Source organism: Haloferax prahovense (genome assembly GCF_000723845.1).
GTDB classification, from domain to species: Archaea; Halobacteriota; Halobacteria; order Halobacteriales; family Haloferacaceae; genus Haloferax; species Haloferax prahovense.
Map to the genome: position 1 here is coordinate 488,488 of NZ_LK053000.1, position 17,938 is coordinate 506,425.

A 17,938-nucleotide genomic window follows, 5' to 3' on the forward strand; every position below is an offset into this window, starting at 1 on the left:
GAGTCTCCGTGAGCACGCCGTTTGACCGGGGTGTCAGCGGAACCACACACACTTAATGTGAGCGCTCGCGAGTCTCGCGATAGAGAACACTAATGGGCTACCGTCGAGCGCTTTCGTTCAGTTGGGAGACGCGCGACACACTCGCCGTGCTCGTTATCGCCCTCACCGTCTCTTTTCTCGTCGGTGCCGCCATTCTCGGCGTCTCGCTCGGCCAGCAGACGACGACCATCTCCGACGAGTTCGGGACGAGCTATCACGTCGAGCGCGTTGACTCCCCGTCGAGTGTCGCGGACGCGAGCGGGTCCGACCCCGAAGTCCGACTCGTCTTCGTTGGGGCGACCGTCGACGGGAGGCCCGCGACGGTTGTCGGCGTCCCGCCGGGCGTCTCAGAACTCACCGTCCGGGGGCAAACAATCGACTTCCCCCGTCCGGACCCCGGAACGCTCGCCGTCGTCGGCGGACCGCCCGCCGGCGAGACCGTCTCGCTCGCAACGGACGAGACGGCGACGTCGGTCACGGTTACGGACCGCACTGGCCATCAGGTCCTCCGAGACGGCTGGTATCTCACCCGCGCCGAGACGCTTTCAGCGTTCGAGGCGACCGAGGTGGTCACCATCGAGCAGACCGACGGCGCACCGGCGACGCCGCTGTTGTCGGCGCTCCAGTTTTTCGTCCGCGGGACCGACCAACTGGTCCGCCTACTCCAACTCGCAACGCTCGCGAGCGGCATCCTCGTCGGGGTGACGACGTACAGCGTCATCCGACTCACGGTCAAGGAGCGACGGCCGGATATCGCCGTGCTCCGTTCGACGGGCGCGACGCCGCGGCAAATCGTCGGCGTGTACACCCTCCGCGCCATCACGCTCGCGGCCGTCGGACTGGCGCTCGGATACAGCATCGGCGTCATCCTCGTCCGGGCGGTTCTGAACGCGGCGGTTTACGCCGGGCTTCCAACCTCGCTCGCGCTCGCGCTCACGCCGGCGGTCGTCCAACTGCTCGGACTGGCGACGGCCGTGCTGCTCGTCGCCGGCGTCGTCGCCGGCCTGACAGCGTCGTACCCAGAAGCGACGAAACCGCTGGACCGGCTGTCGTCGCCGGGTCAGCCGACCGCCGACGACTCGCGGTCGCCGTTCACGCGACTGTTCGAGACGCGACTGCTCGGGTGGGAGGCGACCGTGCCCACCGTCGCGACGCTGAGCGTGTTCATGGGCGTGGTGCTGTTGCTGTCGGCCGTCATCGGCGCGGTCGGCCCGCTGTCGGGCGTCGGCCAGCAGACGATTACCGAACCGGACGCACCGCACCCCATCGCCAGTAACGTCCCGGAGTCGTACGCGTCCGCGCTCCGCAGTCAGGGCGTCGCGGTCAGTCCGGAGATTCTCCTCTTCGAGGTGTACCGCAGTACGCCGTTCGTCGCGCGGGGGGTGAACTACTCCGCGTACGAGTCGTTGGCGCACACGGCGCTGACGACGGGACGGGAACCGACCGGCGACGACGAGGCGCTCATCGGGGCGAGTCTCGCCGAGGCGACCGACCTCGCGGTCGGCGACACGCTCGTTCTCGGGGGCAGCACGACGCCCGGCATCACGCGAATCGAAATCGTCGGGCAGTTCGCGGGTACCGGCGTCCAAGACGACCAACTCCTCGTCTCGCTCGATACCGCTCGTCACCTCACGACGACTGGGCGAGACGGGGTTCAGTTCATCAGAACCAGCGGCCTCGCCAGCGGAGACGCGAACACGTCGACAATCGTGGTGACGGACGCGACAGTCACCCGTCGAGACGGGCAGTTCGGCGTCGCTATCGAAGCAACGAACCTCGGGCTGAGCGACGCCTCGCGGTCCATCTCGGTCACGCTCGGAGACGCGACGGCGGAGGCCTCCTTGTCCGTGCCCAGTCGCCGGTCGAAGACGACGTTCGTCGCGTTCGAGACACCTCCCGCGGGGACCGTCTCCCTCTCCGTGGCCGACGTAACGAAGTCGGTGACGGTCGACGAGCGAGGCCGCGTCGTCGAGTCGCTCGGCGTGAGCGTTCCCGCGTCGATACCTGTCGGGGGCGCGCCGCGAATCAGCGTCTCGCGGGGCGGCGAGCCGGTCGCAAACGCGACGATTTCGGTCGATGGCCAGCGCCGAACGACGGACGCGAGCGGGACGACTCGCGTCCGATTCAACGAGACGGGGACGTACGTCGTGTCCGCGCGTGCCGGTTCCCAACAGCGTAACACGACGGTGACCGTCTCCGAGGACGCGACTCGTCGGCCGGTCCAGACGCTCTCTCTCTCGCCACAGACGCCGACGCTGTTCACGTCACCGACGGTGACGGCGCGGCTCACCAACCCGTGGACACAGCGACTGAACACGACCGTGACTATTCGGGGTCCGGGGAGGGACGTCGAACGAGCCGTCTCGCTCGCGCCGGGCGGGAGCCGTCGCGTCTCGGCGACTCTCCCACAGCGCCCGGCCGGAGCGTACACCGTCTCGTCGCAGGTCGGTGCGAGCGAACCGGCCACGCTCACGTATCGCGTCCGCGGCGACGAGCGGTTGGCGACCGCGCTCGCGGGGAGCGGTCGCTACACGAGCGGTGGCGGCATCGCGCAGGCGATTCAGCTCGTCTTCGGGAACCTCGAAGTGCTCCTCGCCGCGGTCGTCGCGCTGGTGAGCCTCATGACCGTCGGGAGCACGACCGCGGCGTTCACGCGGAGCACCTACGGCGTTCGGAAGACCATCGGCGTGTACCGCGCGACCGGGGCGCGTCGGACCGACATCCTCCGGCTCGTCCTCTTCGACACGCTCAAAGTCGGCCTCGTCGCTTCGGCTGTCGCGTTCGTCATCGCCACCGCGGCCGTGACGGCGCTGCTGTCGGTCGGCGAACTCCGCGTGTTCGGCGTGGCGCTCACGCCGGCGTTCTCGCCCGGCGTCATCGCCGGGATGGTGTTCGCGGGCCTCGGGCTCGCGGTCACGAGCGCCTGTCTCGCGACGGGCTATCTGTTGCTTCAGGACCCCGCGGCACTCTTAGTGGATAGACATATACCGACGCCCGAGGGAGAGGGTAGTATCACCAATGAGTAACGGACGCCGCCGCGGATTCGTGATTCTCATCGCGGGTGTCGCCCTCGCGTTCGCCCTCCGTGCTCTCCCGCTTTATTGGAGCGGCCTTCCATCGACGCTCGACGGATTCGACTACGCGTGGTTAGCGAAGACGACCACGGAGACGGGGTCGATTCCGCTCACCCAGCGCGCTGACAACCTCGTGTTCAGCACGTACCTGAGCGTCGTGTCGCTGGTCACCGACGCCGTTCCCGTCCGTGCGATTCAGCCGCTCGCGACCGTCGTCGGCGGAGTTATCTGTTTTGTCGGTGGCGTCGTCGCTCGCCGCGTGCTCCGCGACAGCGGGTCGAGCGACGGGACCGCCACCGCGGTCGGTGCGGTGACGGCGACGCTCCTCGCCGTCCAAGGGTTGTTCCTCCGTCGGACCACGGTTCCCGACGAGGAAATTCTCGGCATCCTCCTCGTGATTACGCTCGCGTTCTGCCTGCACCTCGCGTTACGGAGTCGGCTTCGGCGGTGGTGGCTCGTCGTCGGGCTCTTGCTCGTCGTGTTCCCGATGACCCACACGTTTTCGACGTTTATCGCCGCGCTCGTCGTGACCGCGCTCGTCGTGCGCCACGTCTCCGTTCGACTGTCGCTCCGTTCGGTGCTCGGCCCGGGCGCGCTCGCGGTCGCTTTCTGGGCGTACATGTTCTCGTACTACCGCTTCGCCGAGTCGTCGACGACGCTCAGCGTTCCGTACGTGAACCGGGTCATGGCCTATCCCGGGCTCTTTCTCGCGTGGCTCATCCTTCTCGCCATCGGCATCGTGTGGGTCCAACAGACCGGTCGGCGGGTCAAACAGGTCTCGTACCTCGCCGTCGTCGGGTCGTTCTTCGGAATCGTCGGACTCAACGCCGTCTCACCGATATTCCCGGGGACGACCCAGACGCCGCCGCTCATCTTGGGGCTCGTCGCGATTCTCGGCGTGTTCGCGGTGACCGCCGCCTTCGGACTCGAACTGTTCGAGTCGTACCGCGGCGGCGCGATACCGACGGCGATGTTCCTCGCGCCGGTCACCATCATCGGGTTCGGACTCACCGCGTCGCTCACGCCCGAGTACTACGACACGGTCATGCGCGCGCAGACGTTCCTGCACGTCCCGGCGGCGATGCTCGTCGGAGTCGTTCTCGTGCGCCTCCTACAAGGTGTCTCGCGGGCGACCGCCGGGCGCACGCTTCGGCTCGCGCTCGTCGCGCTCGTACTCGTCTCGACGCTCGCGACCGCGCCGCTCGCGTACCTCACGATGGACACCGCGACCGTCCCGACCACGACGTACGAGTCCGAGTTCGAGGGCGTCCGATTTGCCTCCACACACACCGACGCGCCGTGGGTGAGCGACCACTCGCTGACGCGGGTCGGAGCGCATTACTTCAAGGCGCAGGTCGGCTACAGCGCCGTCGCGAACTGGCTCTCCGGCGGGCCGAGCCCGGACTGTCTCGTCATCTCACAGCGCTCGTGGACGACGACCGGTGCGCACCTCTTCCCGAACGCACCGGAGACCGTCTCGGCGACTGCGTACGCCGAGTGGACCGCGACGCGGAACGTCGTCTACGCCAACACCGGGAACGACCCCGTGGTGGTGTCTCGACCGGTCGGGAACGCGACGTGTGCGGTCGCGACGAACCGAACGGTCTGACCGAGCACCCATACACTATACATACGTGAAGCATGAAGGGAGCATATCGATGACGGGCCCCGTACTGCGCGGCGATTCGCTCACCGTCGAACGCGGTGACTCCACCATTCTCGCGGACGTCTCCATCACCGTCGAGCCTGACACGTCCCTCCTCATTCAAGGCCCGAGCGGTGCCGGGAAGACGACGCTGTTCAACGTCCTCGGACTGCTCAGTACCCCGACCAGCGGCTCGCTCTACGTCCACGGCGACGACACGAGCGCGCTCCCCGAACGAAAACGCGCCGTGTTACGTCGGGACGCGCTCGGGTTCGTGTTCCAGGACTTCCAGCTTATCCCGGACCTGACCGCGTGGGATAACGCCGCGCTGCCGCAGGACCACACCCGGAGCCGAGACGAGGCGTGGCTCGACACGCTGTTCGACGCCCTCGACATCTTGGACCTCAAAGACCAGTATCCGGCGACGCTCAGCGGTGGGGAGAAACAGCGCGTCGCCATCGCCCGCGCCCTCGCGAACCGACCGGACGTCGTCTTCGCCGACGAGCCGACGGGGCAACTCGACCCCGAAACCGCAGCGCGCGTCCTCGACCTCCTGTTCCGCGTCAAGGACCAGACGGACACCGCGCTCGTCGTTATCAGTCACGACCCCACGCTGTCCGACCAGTTCGAAGAGACGCACGTGCTGATAGACGGCTCGCTCCGCCGGAAACCGGACGAGTTCATCCGTCAATGAACCTCCTCGGATAACATGCGCTATGCGACAGCGCTCCTCTCGAGGTGGTCGCGCCGCGAGTGGCTGAGCATCGCGGTCGTCGCCGTCACGACGGCGTTTCTCCTCGGTTCCGCGCTGTTGTTGCTCACGGCGGCCACCTACACCGGCACCCTCAGTTCCGACCTCTCGAGTTCGGCGACGGTCACCTACGAGCAGTCGTACGACGACGCCGTTGCGGCCGCGTCCGCCGACGAGGTCGTCATCGCGGTCACGACCGTCTCGCTCCCCGACGGCGAGACGCATCGCGTCGTCGGGATACCGCCGGACGCGCCGCGAACGATTTCGGGCGCGTCGGTCTCGTGGCAAGCCGCGACGCTTCCGAGACCACCGAAAGACGGTGTCTCGGCCCCGGTATCGACGGTCCAGCGGGTGGCGCTAGCCGGGCCTGACAACACCGTTTCGACGTCCGTCTCGCCGCACCGCGTCGACGAGACGCTGTTTCCCGAGTCGTGGTACGTCGCCGACACCGACACCGTCCAGCGGTTGGGGACCAGTGGTGCCTTGGTGTTCGACACCGGGAGTTCGAACGCTCCGTCGTCACCGACGACCGTCCCGCTCATCGCGGCGCTCCCGTTTCTGGCGGGCGGTATCACGCAGGTCGTCCGGACGCTCTCGGTCGCCGCGTTCGCCGGCGGGCTGTTGATTCTCGTCGTCGTGTACAACGTGACGAAGATGTCGATTCGGGACCGGACCCGTCTCATCGGCGTCGCCCGCGCGACCGGGGCGTCGCCGCAGCGCATCCTCTCGATTATCCTCGGGCGCGTGCTGTCGCTCACGTTCGTCGGCGTCGCGTTGGGATACGCCCTCGGCGTAATCGTGACCAACGGCGTCGTCAACGCCGCGACGTACGTGGGCCTCCCGGTGTCGATTCAGACGAACGTGACCGCGGATATCGCGTTTTCGCTCATCGGCATCGCCGGGTTCCTCCTCGTGATGGGGCTGCTCGCTGGGGTCCTCGCGGCGCTTCCGGTCGTCCGCGGCGACCCGAGGTTCGACCAAACGCACCGGGCCACCAGTCGATGGCCACAGCCGATTCGCCGATTCCAAGCGGTCGCCTCGCCGACGCTCGTCGATTGGCGGGCCTTCACCCCGACGGCGGCGACGCTCGCCGTCTTCATGCTCATCATCCTGCTGACGGGGTCGATTGGCGGCGCGCTCGCTCCGCTCGCCACAACGTCGAGCGGCACCGTCGTCGAGAGCGGTGCCGCACACCCCCTCAACAGCCGCATCGACGAGAACTACGCGACGGTCCTCCGCTCGTACGGTATCACGGCAAGTCCGGAGGTCATCTACGCGCAGACCCGAGGCCGGGCGCCGTACCTCGTCCGCGGGGCGAACTACACCGCGTTTAGCTCGGTTACCGACGCGTCGTTAGTCGCGGGGACGGCCCCACAGCGCGCCGACGAGGCCGTCGTCGGGACCGACCTCGCACGGACGCTCGGACTCGAGGTCGGAGAGACGGTGACGCTCGGGGGGAGCGTCACGCCCGGCGTCAGACGCGTCACAATCGTCGGGACGTTCACCGGAAGCGGCGTGACGAACGACCAGCTCGTCGTCCCGCTCGAGACGACACAGCCGCTGGCGACGGGTCCCGGAACGGTCCACCTGATTCGGACGAGAAACGCCTCGTCGAGGCTCGCGTCCCTGCAGAACCGCTCGTCGGGACTGCTCGTGACGAGCCTCTCCGGACCGTCAGAGGTCCGGACGAACGCGACGTATCGCTTCGGCGCGACGGTTCGAAACCTCGGGTCCACCACCGCGAGTGAAACGGTTACGGTCCGCGCGGGGAACCGAACGCTCGAACGAGATGTGACGCTCGGGAGCGACGAATCGACTCGAATCTCGTTCGAGACGAGCTTCCAGACCGCGGGGACGTACGAACTCGCGACCGACGGCGTCACGCGCTCGGTGACGGTGTACCGGCCGAACACGCTTCAGCTCCCGTCCGAGTATCCGACTCGAGCGCCGCCCGGTTCCACCCTCGTCGTGCCGGCGACGACGCCGAACGAGTCCGTGGTCTCCGGCGTGACCGTCACGCTTGACGGCCGGAGTGCGACGACCGACGCCCGCGGCGGCGTGCCCATCCGCGTTCCCGAAGAGCCGGGTATGTACACGCTCCGGCTCTCGAAAGACGGCTACGTGGCCGAAGAACACACGCTCACCGTGGAACGCGGCGCGCCGCAGCGCCTCGGCGGGCGGCTGACGGTCTCACCGTCGACCGGATCGCGACTCACGAATCCGACGGTGACCGCACGCGTCGCCAACCCGTGGGGTCGCTTCCTCGTCCGCAACCTCACCCTCGTTTCGCCGGGTGGGACACAGACGCGGACCGTCGAACTGACCGCCGGAAACGTCTCGGAGATCGAACTGTCGGCGTCCGAGGTCGGGCTCGGTGACGACCCGCCGCCGGGGTCGTACGACCTCCGACTGGTCGTCGACGGGACGGTCATCTCGACGGCGACCTACCGCGTCACCGGCGACGAGCGCGTCGCGGCGACGCTCAGCAGTCGCGGCGAGTACACCGAGGGGACCGGTATCGGACGGGCCATCGAGAACGTCTTCGGGAACGTGCAGTTGCTGTTCGTCGTGCTCGTGTCGCTCGCCGGGTTGAGCACCATCGGCGGTACGACCGCGACGTTCGCGCAGGCGGTGCACGCCAACCGTCGCGTCATCGGCATCTACCGCGCGACCGGCGCGAGCAGGCGACGTGTTCTCGCCCTCCTCGCGGCCGACGCCGTCCGTCTCGCGATTCCCGCGGCGGTCCTCTCGTTCGGCCTCGCGGCGGCGCTCCTGTGGGTGCTCGCGCGGGTCGACGTGCTCGTGGTCTTCGGGATTCGACTCGCCGTCCCCGTTACCCCGTTGCTGGTCGGCGTGTCCGCCCTCGGCGCGGTCTGCCTCGCGGTCTGTAGCGCCGTCATCGCGGCGACGCCGTTCGTTCGGTTCGACGTCGGGCGGTTGCTCCACCGCTGATTGTTCGACTCGTCATGAAAATGCACTTACCCCAGACGGGTGTAGGGAGCGCATATGCACTCGTCCCGTGCCCTCCTCTTGGCGCTCGTGTTGGTGTGTTCGACGGTCGCTCCGTTGACGGCCGCACAGAGCGCCGACTACGACGTCGACATCGACGACGACCTCGATATCCCCGACCGAACGATTTCGACGCAGTGGGGAGACCAGACCATCGAAGCCATCGGCAGCGCGTCCGAGGATGGGACGGTCTCCGTTTCGGCCGACGGACCGTCCGGTGACTCGTACTCCATCCGCGTCGTCGACAGTCAACAGCGACTCCGCGACAACCAATACGTCGACGGCGGCGGCTCCGCCTCGGCGTCGTTCTCGCTCGACCGCTACGACCCCGGTACGTACGCAATCGCGCTCACGAACGGAACTGACACCGTCTACGCGGTCGAACCGTTCGTCATCAACGGGTTCGACGTCGAACAGACCGCGGCGGACCGCGTCGAAGCGGACGACGAACTCCTCGTGGAAGTGAACCTCTCCAAGGTCAGCAACGACGTTGAGTCGCCGCCGGCCGGTGTCGAAGTCGTACTCGGGAACGAGTCGACCTCCGTCCGCACGACCGCGACCCAACAGACGGGACTGAACTACACGGCGAGAGTCGATGTCGGGTCGCTCTCGACGGGCGACTATCGCCTCTATTCGGCTGCCCAGACCGGCGACGAGGTGTTCGGTGAACCCGAGCTCGTCGCGGTGAGCGGAACCCAGTCCGTGAGCGTCGTCGAGGAAGGGTCGCTCGAAGACTCGGACTCGACGGACGGGTCCGACGACACGACGACCACGGAGACGACCGAGACCGCAACGTCGACCCCAACCAACGAGTCCACCACAGCCAATACGACTGCGGGGAACTCCGGAGGGAGTTCGGCGGAGACGACTGACTCGCCGACGCCCACGGACGATGCGGACGACGCAGATGACACGGACGATGTGGACGACGCGGACGACGGGGCTGATTCGGACGACGCGGACGAAGACGACCAGTCGGCTTCGACGGGGGAATCCACGAATACGTCCGGCACGGAGACCTCGACGCAAACCGCAGCGCCCTCGACGACTGAAACCACGACCGAAACCACCGCTCCACTCTGGGGGCCGGTCGGGATTGCACTCGTCTGTGTCGTCGGTCTCGTCGGCGTCAGTCTTCTGCGTCGCCGCTCGTAATCGACGAGGCGGACACCTCTTCTTGAACCGCGCATTTCTTTCGGACGCCAGTGACCCACGACTGAAGTCATGGGCTTGTCAGTGGACGCACCTTCTGCCGTTGGATTGACGGAGGCGTGGAAACCACCGTTCAGGTTCGTGCTGGCGAGAGCGCACACTAACAGGGTTCGCCTCCACCCGAAGATCTACTCCAAGTGAGAGTGCACCCCGACTCTCTACGACAGTCCCTCGGCGGTCAACGACCCCGGTAGCGTCTACACGGAGCGTGCCACAGTGTGGCGGCAGAAGCGCGTGGCGCACGGTGGCGAACACCCGCGGTTGGCGCTGTGCGTGGCTGTCCGATTCGGATCTGTGTCGTCGAATAAAAGAAAAGAACCGAGAGTGTGACGCGACGTTAGTCGCGTCGCACCGCGATGAGCGCGATTGCGACGAGCGCAATCAGCGCGGCGGTGACGCCGAAGCCGGGGATGACCGAGTCAGTCGTCGTCGGCTCTCCGGTCGTCGTCTCGTCGTCGAAGCCGGGCGTTCCGTCGTCGGACGTGGTGGTGTCGTCACCATCGTCGTCGGCCGTGGTGGTGTCACCACCGTCGTCCGCCGTCGTCGTCACGGCCTGCGTCGACGTCACGGCGAAGTACGAGAAGCCGGGCGTATCGACTTCCAGCACGACCCGTCCGTCGCCCTCGCTCACGACGCGCGTGTCGAGGGTCTCCCACTCACCGCTTTCGTCGTTGTAGCGTTCGACTGCGAGGTCCTGTGCCGTGATTCCGAGTTCGTCAAGGCGGTCCTGTCTCACGCTCAGCGTGATGGTCGACGGCGAATCGCTGAGGGAGTTCGGGACGTCGATTTGGACGTAGCCGATCGCGGCGTTCGACGGTCGACCGACCGTTCCGGGGAGGCTCGTCCGCTCGCGGACGATGACCTCGCCGGTTCCTTGGCTGCCGAACGCCACGTCGACGTTCGTCACAGTGGCACCGTCCGGGAGCGACGCGCTGACCTGCGAACCGTAGAAGAGCCGGACGCTCTCGTAGGTTCCGCTGTTCGGAACGGATCCGCCGCCACCGCCGCCACCGCCGCTCGACGGTGCTTCGGTGGTCGGCGTCGACGGCGTCGGCGTCGATGGGGTCGGCGTACTGCCGTCGACGTTGTTCACATCGACGGTCGTCGTGTCGCCGCTGTGCGACAGGAGGTTTCCTCTCGTGTCCGTGATCGATTCGACGGTGACGTCGATGGACGCGGCGGTGTCGCTCCCGACGGACTGCGCGCTCACCGTCAGGTCCGCGAGCGAGACGTTTCCGGTCGAGCCGGCGGTCTCACCCGTGTACCCGACGACGGTGATCTTTCCGTTGCCGTGGTCGGTCGTCTCCACGTTGAACCGGGAGTTCCCGGCGACCGAGACGTCGACCAGGCTGTCGTCGTAGCTGATGTTCAGTTCGTACGACCCGATACCGTCCGCGTCCTCAACGTTGTACGCAGTTAGCGTCGCCGTCGAGTCCGCAGAGCGTTCGTCGAGCGAGCCGACGGCGTCGACCGAGACGGTCTTGGCCGTCGCGGCACCGGCACCACCGACGCCGACTGCACTGACGAGCATGGCGGCGCACATCGCTACTGCGAGTAGCTGTTTCGTGTTCATGAGTTATGCACCTCCGATGGTGTAGTCGGCATCGCGGTTGTTCTCGCTGTACTGCTGGACGAGCATCGCGTCGACCGCGTTCACCTGACCGTCGCCGTTGACGTCGCCGTAGGCGGCATCAGAGCCGCTCGAGGCGGCCTGTGCGATTGCGGACGCGTCGTCCGCGTCGACGTCGCCGTCGAGGTCTGCGTTCCCGAGTTCGTAGCCTTCGAACTCCACGGAGACCTGCGTCCCGACGCCGGTCTGGTTGAGTTGGACCCGCGTCTCGTCGTCGACCGTCGTCTGGCTGACGAGGTTCGCGTCGGTCGTCGCGACGCCGTTCCCGCGGAACGGTTTGTCGCTCGGCGGTGCGATGTCGTAGACGACCGTGCCGTCACTCTTCGAGATGGTCACGGACACCGTCGTGTTGACGGGCGTCTTCGCGTTCCCGTCCGACTCGGAGGTCGAGTCGCCGACGAGCGACGGTGCGTCGCCGACGTAGGCGACGGGTTGGATGCTGTCGTCGCCGTCGACGAAGGTGACAGACGCCGTCTCGGAGATACCGACGCCGACGGTGAACTCGGGCGCGTTCGTCAGGCTCGCGCCGACCGTGTGGTCGCCTTCGAGCACCGTCTCGCTGACCGAGTCGGCTTGGCTCTGTCCGTCGAGGACGACGGACGCGCCACTGACGGCGTTTCCGTCGTTGTCCACGACGCTCGCGTTGACCGTTCCGACGCCGCTCACGTCGAGTTGTTCGGTCGTCCGAACGTTGTTCGGCTCGTTGTACAGCGGGCGCGCGTCGGCGGTCAGCGACGTGGTCCCCGCCGATGAGACGGTCACGTTGAAGTGGTAGGTCCGGGATTCGCCGGCCGGCACCACTTCGCCCGTGATGACCAGGGAGTCGCCGGTCGAGATCGTACTCTGCTGGACGGCCGCGTCCCGCAGATCCGACGTGTCGTTCACGTACACCGCGTCTTCGGCTCCGTTCGGGAGGCCGACCGGACTGCTAATCGGGACCTCGACGAGCGGGTTGAGGAGCGCGGTGCTGTCGTTGTTCGTAACCGTTACTGCAATCGTCTGGTTGCCGTTCGTGCTGAGGTCGTCCGGCGCGTCGATTTCGACGCTGAACGGGTCCGCAGCAGACACAACGCCCGGACCGACACCGAACGATATCGATGCCACGACCAGGAGGGCAGCCAGTGTCGTTGAAAGTTTTCGTGTCATCGTTTCTCCTCAGTTGGTGTCCTCGTACTCTTGTTCGTTGACGAGCTGTTCGGACTCGGCACCGACAACGACTCGAGTCGAGTTCTCGATGGTGAGCGTGATAGTACCGGTCTCACGAAGCGTCTCGAGTTCGTCAGTCGTGAAGGACACCGTGGCCGTCGGCGTGTTGCCGTCGACGGTGACGTCCTTCGTGACGGTCGAGTTGATTTCGACCGTCACCGTCTGCGCACCAGCGTTCCGCTGGTCCGCCGTGGTGAGGGCGTCGATTGCGACGCCGGTCGCACGCGTGTTACCGAAGGAGCCACCCTGCTGGTAGATGCTGACGAGGTAGCCGACACCGTCGGAGACGGTATCGTTGCCTGCTGCCGTGTAGCCCTCTGCGGCGTTCAACGCGATGATCGCGTTGCCCGTCGCGCGGGCCTTCTCACCGACGTTGCTCCAGTACGGTGAGTTCGTGTAACCAGCCCAGGAACCGTCTTCCTGCTGGTTCGCCACGAGCCACTGGACACCGCTGTCGAGGGCCATCGACACGTTACCCGAACTCAGTTCGTTGTTGACCTGCGTCCGGAGGGTGTCGCTGTCGTTGACCGCTGCGAGCGCCTGCACCGCGTAGGCGGTTGCCTGCGCTTCTCTCGAACCGGCTTCCCAGCTTCCGTCGCCGTTCTGCTGTTCGATGAGGTAGACCGCTGCGTCGACGCTGAACTCGTTGGCGGCCGTCTGTGCGGTCGCGTTGAGGTCGTCGCCAGCGCGGTCGATTGCGACCGTCGTGTAGGCGGTCGCGGAGGTGTCGTCGCGGAGGAAGTACCCGCTCGGGCGGACACGTCCGTTGTTGCGCTGTTTGTCTGCCAGCCAGAGCACCGCACCGCTCTGGTTGATGTTTTGCAGACTCTTGTTCACGTCCGTGCGACTGCTCTGCACCGTGTCGTCGGAGACGGCGCTCACGCCCTGCAGGGCGTAGATGGTGTAGAACAGGTCACCGCGCGGGTTGTTGCCGTACATGCTCCACGCGCCGTTGTCGTGCTGGGAGATGTTGACGTACGCACCGGGCGTGTCCTCATCGGCGAGCTTGCTGATACCCGCGCTAATCGTGCTGTTCGCACGGTCGCGGTCGTAGTTGCTCGGGAGGTCACCGTTGCGGTAGTACTGGTCGGTCCGGAGCGCGGACATCATCTGGGTCGTCGTCTGTTCGACACACCAGTAGGGGTAGGAGAACAGGTATTCGAGACCCTGAAGCGTCCGTCCGTCCGTCCCGGACTGCACAGTCACGTTGAGGGTGTGCTCGTAGGTCGTCGCGTCCGAGATGTTGAGTGCGAGCGACTGCGTCTCGCCCGCGGACTCGAGCGTCGTCGCGTTCGTCGTCGTGTAGCGGACCTTCGGCACCGTGACGTTCGTCGTCGCGGACGCCGTGTCGCTCTGGCCGAACGCTTCGACGGTGACGTCTAGCTGCGCGTCGTCGATGTCGGCGGTCGTGTTGCCGCGGACCTTCCACGCAACCGAACCGCCCTTTGCCGACGACCGGACCTGTTTCTCAGCGCGCTGTCCGTCGACGAGTTCGAGCCCCGCGGGGAGCGAAACCGTCGCGTTGACGTCCGAGGGGTAGTTCGCGTCGAACTCGGCGAGGACGGTGACGGTCGAGTTGTTCACGACCGTCGAGGGCACCGAGACGTCCTCGTCATCGATGCTCAGCGTGTACGGCTTCACCGTGACGTTCTTCGTCGACTCGTTGTTGTCGAACGGGACGCCGTCGGAGACGCTCGCGGTCACGACCTTGTCGCCACCCGTCGCGAAGCTGTGGGTGACGCGCGTCGTGTTGGGCTGTTTGACGCCGAGGTTTCCGATGGTGATGTTCTCCGTCGTCCCGTCGTCGTAGTCGACGGTCACGTTGAACTCACCGGTCGGCGCGGTACCGTTGTTCTTCGTGAACACGACGAGTGTCGCGCTCTGGCTCTGGAGCACCGTGCTCTGTCCCTGGATACGGACCGCCGGGTCGGCGTAGACCACGCGCGTGGAGTTGACGACCTGGTTGTTCGTCTCGTCCGTCTCGGGAATCTCGTTCGCCGGGTCGACCGTCGCGGTCACCCGCGCGTTACCCTGTGCGAGGGTTCCGAGGAGTTCCTCGCTGGCGAACTCGGTCAGGTCGTAGCTGAGCGTCGTCTCGTTGTTCGGCGCGTCGGTGCTGTCGGAGAGGTTGCCGGTGTACTTCGTGTACGTCTCCGTGGCACCGTTTGCGGCCTCGACGGTCAGGTTGACCGTCGCGTTCGAGACGTTGACGAGACCGTCGTTCGAGACGGTCACGGAGGCGTTCACGCCGTCGTTGAACCGCTGTTGCTGTTCGACGTCGAGTTCGGGCGAGAGGTCAGCACCCTCCGCGAGGCGGAAGGTGAGGTTCGCGCCGCTCGTGTCGACCGTGAGGTTCTGCCAGTACGTCCGGTTGACGAACCGGTCGTTCTCCGGCGGCGTGACACGGACTTCCATGTCGCCGCGGACCTCGATACCGGTCTTGTCGCCTTCACCGGCCGGGAGGAGCCCGTCGGCGTTGGACTTGTACGCGACACCCGAGCGGGTGCCGTCGTTGTTGTGGTGGACCGCAATCGTCGCGTTCTCCACGGGGTCACCGTCTTGGTCGACGACGGTGACGTTCAGCAGGCCGGCGTCGGGGAGCGTCGTGTTCCCGACGTTCAGAACCCGCTCGGTTCCGCGCGTCGTGTGGAGCGAGTAGATGTCGGGCGACCCGTCGCGCGGGTGGTCGCCGCTCCAGCCGCTCGCTTCGTCCTGCACGTACGCGATCGTCTGTGCGGTTCCGTTGACGACCGGCACGAGGAACCGACCATTCTCGTCGGTGAACGTCTGTCCGACGAACCACGACTCGTTGCCGGGGTTCGTGCGGCTCGTGTAGACGAGGTCGTCCACGGCGGCGCTCCCGTCGGGCAGCTTGACGTAGCCCTTCGCGAGCGGACCGCCGGTGACGCGTGCGCTGACCTCGTTGTTCGTCTCGCTCGCCTCGGCGATTTCGTCAGCCGGGTCGGCGATGACGCGAACGGAGTAGTTCCGCGCGTCCACGCGTGCGAGCGTCGTGTTGATATCGACCGACTCGCCCGCGGCGAGGTCGACCGACCGACTGGTGAGTTCTTCCCAGGACCCACCGTTGTCGGCTTTCGCCTCCACGATTACGTCGACGCCCGTCGCCTCGACGTTACCGCGGTTCTTCACCGTCGCGTTGACCGGCACGACGCCTTTCGTGACGTTCGTCTCGACCGACAGCGTCGGCGTGATGTCCGGTGCCTTCACGGTGACCGTCTCGGGTGAGAGGTCGCCGATGCGGACCGTGTGCTCACCGAGTTCGAGACCGGAGACGGTGAACGAGACCGTCTTCGATTCGCCCCCGTCGAGCGTCACAGCCTTCGTCTGTGTGATTTCGTCGTCGACCGAGAGCGTGGCGGTGAACGTGTCCGACACGTCGCCGGTGTTCGTGACCGTCGCGCTCACGTTGACCGCGTCCTCGAGTCCGATTTCGGTCTCGTTGACCTGCTGGTTCGAGTACTCGAGATTCGCCGGCTTGTCGACCGTCACGGTCTGGGCGGGAAGCCCGTCGACCGCGATCTGGTACGTGCCGGGTCCGAGTTCCTTCTCGAAGGTGACCGTCGTGGACGCGTCGGGCGCGAGCGTCCCGTTCATCCACTCGACGGTCTGGCCGTCGATGACGAGCGACGCGTTGTACTCGCCGGTGCCGGTCCCGTTGTTACGGATGTCGGCGCTGACGACGGTCGTATCCCCGGGCGAGACTTGGCTCGGAACCGTGAGGTTCGAGTAGACGATGTCCGGGACGCCGCTGACCTCGATGGCCGTCGGCGGCGCTTCGTTGACCGTCACATCGTACGTGCCCGGCGTGTCGAAGCTCAGTTCGAACTGCTCGACGACGGTCTCGCCTTCGTCGACGAACACCGTCTTCGACTCGACGGTCTGGCCGTCACGCTTGAGGTCGACCGTGAAGTTCCCACCGAAGTAGTCGGTGTTCTCGATAGTCGCGTTGACCGTCACCGTCTCGTCCGTCGTCACCGACGTCGACGAGACGTTGTAGTCGGTGAGTTGGATTTCCGGCGTGATGACGTACAGGTCGACGCTCGACGAGATGTACGCGGTTCCGTCCGACGGCTCTTTCGTGACCGTCGCGGTTCCGGACTCGACGGGCGTGAACGTCACCTGACCGTTCGAATCGGTCGTGAACGTCTTGCCGTTGTAGGTCACGTTCGCACCAGCGACGCGGTCGCCGGTGTCCGCTCGGGTGACGTTGAGCGTGACGCTGTCTCCCTGCTGGATTTCGACCGCGCTCGGCTCGATGTTGAGCTGGACGCCGTCGACGAGCTGGACGGTCGCCTTGTTGCTCAGCGTCGCCGTGCCGTTCTGTGCGGTCGCGAAGTGAACGACAGAGTAGTTACCCGGCGTGAAGTTCTCGGTCGTGCGAAGCGTGACCGTCTCCTTCGGTCCGCCGACGGTTCCGTTGATACTCGTGTAGATGACCGTGTCGTCGGTCTGGGTCACGCTGTCTTCACCGGCGAGCCGCGAGAGCAGCGAGACGATGTTCGTGTTCCCGTTGTATCGACTCGCGGGAAGCGTGCTCCCGGCGAAGTTCGTTCCGGGCTTCACGTCGGTCGCTCCCTCGATTCGGTCGATGGACGACTGAATCTCCTCGACTTCGCTCCCGTTGAGCTGAATCGTCTGCTGCTGGTCGCCGAGGACCGACTCGTTCAGGAGAATCGTCGTGTGCGAAACGTCGTCCGTGCCCAGGTTCGACGCGTCGACGTCGACGTTCACGTCGTTGCCGACCGCGGCGACTTCCGGCGGCGTCACCGTCGACCGGCCGTCCTGCACGAGGAAGTGGTCGAAGCCGACGACCGTCACGTTCCCTTCGGCGGTGAGGTTACCGGCCGAGGAGCCCTGCACCAGACCCGGGTCGGTGCTGTTTTCGACGAGAACCGTCGCGAAGATGTACTGTCCGGACTTGTCGGGGGTGAATTTGAAGTTCTGCTCTCCGCTCTCCCCCGTGAACTCGCGAACGATTTCGGCGTTCGTGTCTTCGCTCGTCGTGAGCAGGTTGCCGATATCGCTGATGCCACCCGGTTGCTTCGCGCCCTCCTTCAGGCGGACAGCGACCAACTGGACTTTCTCCCCGTCGACCACGCTGCTCTTTCCGGCTTTGCCCGGATTGAAGGTCGCGGTGATCTCCGTCTTGTTGAAGACGTAGATTCGATTTTTGTCCAAACTGGTTTCCAGGTCGCTCGTCCCGACGAAGATATTCGTGTTCCGTATCTCGTGGCTGATGTACGGGACGTCGTCGAGTGTGACAAATTCACTCGACGCTGCTGGATTATTTGGCCGGAGTGTCAGCAGCGAATACTGCCACACGGAGACGTTTTCTCCGGCGTCTATCTTCA

General features: G+C 66.0%; 8 protein-coding genes. 5 read left to right on the forward strand and 3 right to left on the reverse strand.

The annotated features are described in order from the left end of the window. The first annotated feature begins 92 nt into the window (after nt 1-92). Genes BN984_RS02250 through BN984_RS02270 form a run of 5 tightly spaced genes read left to right on the forward strand, consistent with a single transcriptional unit; the run spans nt 93 to nt 9,673 of the window. A complete protein-coding gene (locus tag BN984_RS02250) occupies nt 93-3,065 on the forward strand; it encodes an ABC transporter permease (protein ID WP_049967561.1) in 2,973 nt (990 codons plus the stop codon). Beyond that, the gene (locus tag BN984_RS02255; protein WP_233514229.1) at nt 3,058-4,722 is read left to right on the forward strand and encodes a hypothetical protein; all 1,665 of its coding nucleotides are present in this window, start codon (nt 3,058-3,060) and stop codon (nt 4,720-4,722) included. The genes BN984_RS02250 and BN984_RS02255 overlap by 8 nt, the downstream gene beginning before the upstream one ends. 49 nt (nt 4,723-4,771) lie before the next feature. Next, entirely contained in the window at nt 4,772-5,452 is a 681-nt protein-coding gene (locus BN984_RS02260; RefSeq protein ID WP_008095945.1) for an ABC transporter ATP-binding protein, read from the forward strand. A 15-nt stretch (nt 5,453-5,467) separates the two neighbouring features. Next, nucleotides 5,468-8,461, forward strand: coding sequence for an FtsX-like permease family protein (locus BN984_RS02265; protein ID WP_049967562.1), 2,994 nt, complete (start codon nt 5,468-5,470; stop codon nt 8,459-8,461). Between the two features lie 54 nt (nt 8,462-8,515). Beyond that, on the forward strand, nt 8,516-9,673 hold the full coding sequence (locus BN984_RS02270) for a hypothetical protein (RefSeq protein ID WP_049967563.1): 1,158 nt from the start codon (nt 8,516-8,518) through the stop codon (nt 9,671-9,673). Nucleotides 9,674-10,067: 394 nt separating this feature from the next. Here BN984_RS02270 and BN984_RS02275 read toward each other — a convergent pair whose 3' ends face one another. The 3 genes from BN984_RS02275 to BN984_RS02285 form a co-directional block, all read right to left on the reverse strand. Beyond that, a complete protein-coding gene (locus BN984_RS02275) occupies nt 10,068-11,303 on the reverse strand; it encodes a PGF-pre-PGF domain-containing protein (protein ID WP_233514228.1) in 1,236 nt (411 codons plus the stop codon). 3 nt (nt 11,304-11,306) lie between these two features. After that, a complete protein-coding gene (locus BN984_RS02280; protein WP_233514227.1) occupies nt 11,307-12,428 on the reverse strand; it encodes a dockerin type I domain-containing protein in 1,122 nt (373 codons plus the stop codon). A gap of 87 nt (nt 12,429-12,515) precedes the next feature. Continuing rightward, nucleotides 12,516-17,765 (reverse strand): CARDB domain-containing protein, encoded by a 5,250-nt coding sequence (locus BN984_RS02285; protein WP_244877443.1) that lies wholly within the window; start codon nt 17,763-17,765, stop codon nt 12,516-12,518. Nucleotides 17,766-17,938: the final 173 nt, after the last annotated feature.

Excerpts from the sequence above, each read along its gene's own strand:
- BN984_RS02250 (WP_049967561.1), top strand. The coding sequence starts at position 93 with ATGGGCTACCGTCGAGCGCTTTCGTTCAGTTGGGAGACGCGCGACACA.
- BN984_RS02255 (WP_233514229.1), top strand. The coding sequence starts at position 3,058 with ATGAGTAACGGACGCCGCCGCGGATTCGTGATTCTCATCGCGGGTGTC.
- BN984_RS02260 (WP_008095945.1), top strand. The coding sequence starts at position 4,772 with ATGACGGGCCCCGTACTGCGCGGCGATTCGCTCACCGTCGAACGCGGT.
- BN984_RS02265 (WP_049967562.1), top strand. The coding sequence starts at position 5,468 with ATGCGCTATGCGACAGCGCTCCTCTCGAGGTGGTCGCGCCGCGAGTGG.
- BN984_RS02270 (WP_049967563.1), top strand. The coding sequence starts at position 8,516 with ATGCACTCGTCCCGTGCCCTCCTCTTGGCGCTCGTGTTGGTGTGTTCG.
- BN984_RS02275 (WP_233514228.1), bottom strand. The coding sequence starts at position 11,303 with ATGAACACGAAACAGCTACTCGCAGTAGCGATGTGCGCCGCCATGCTC.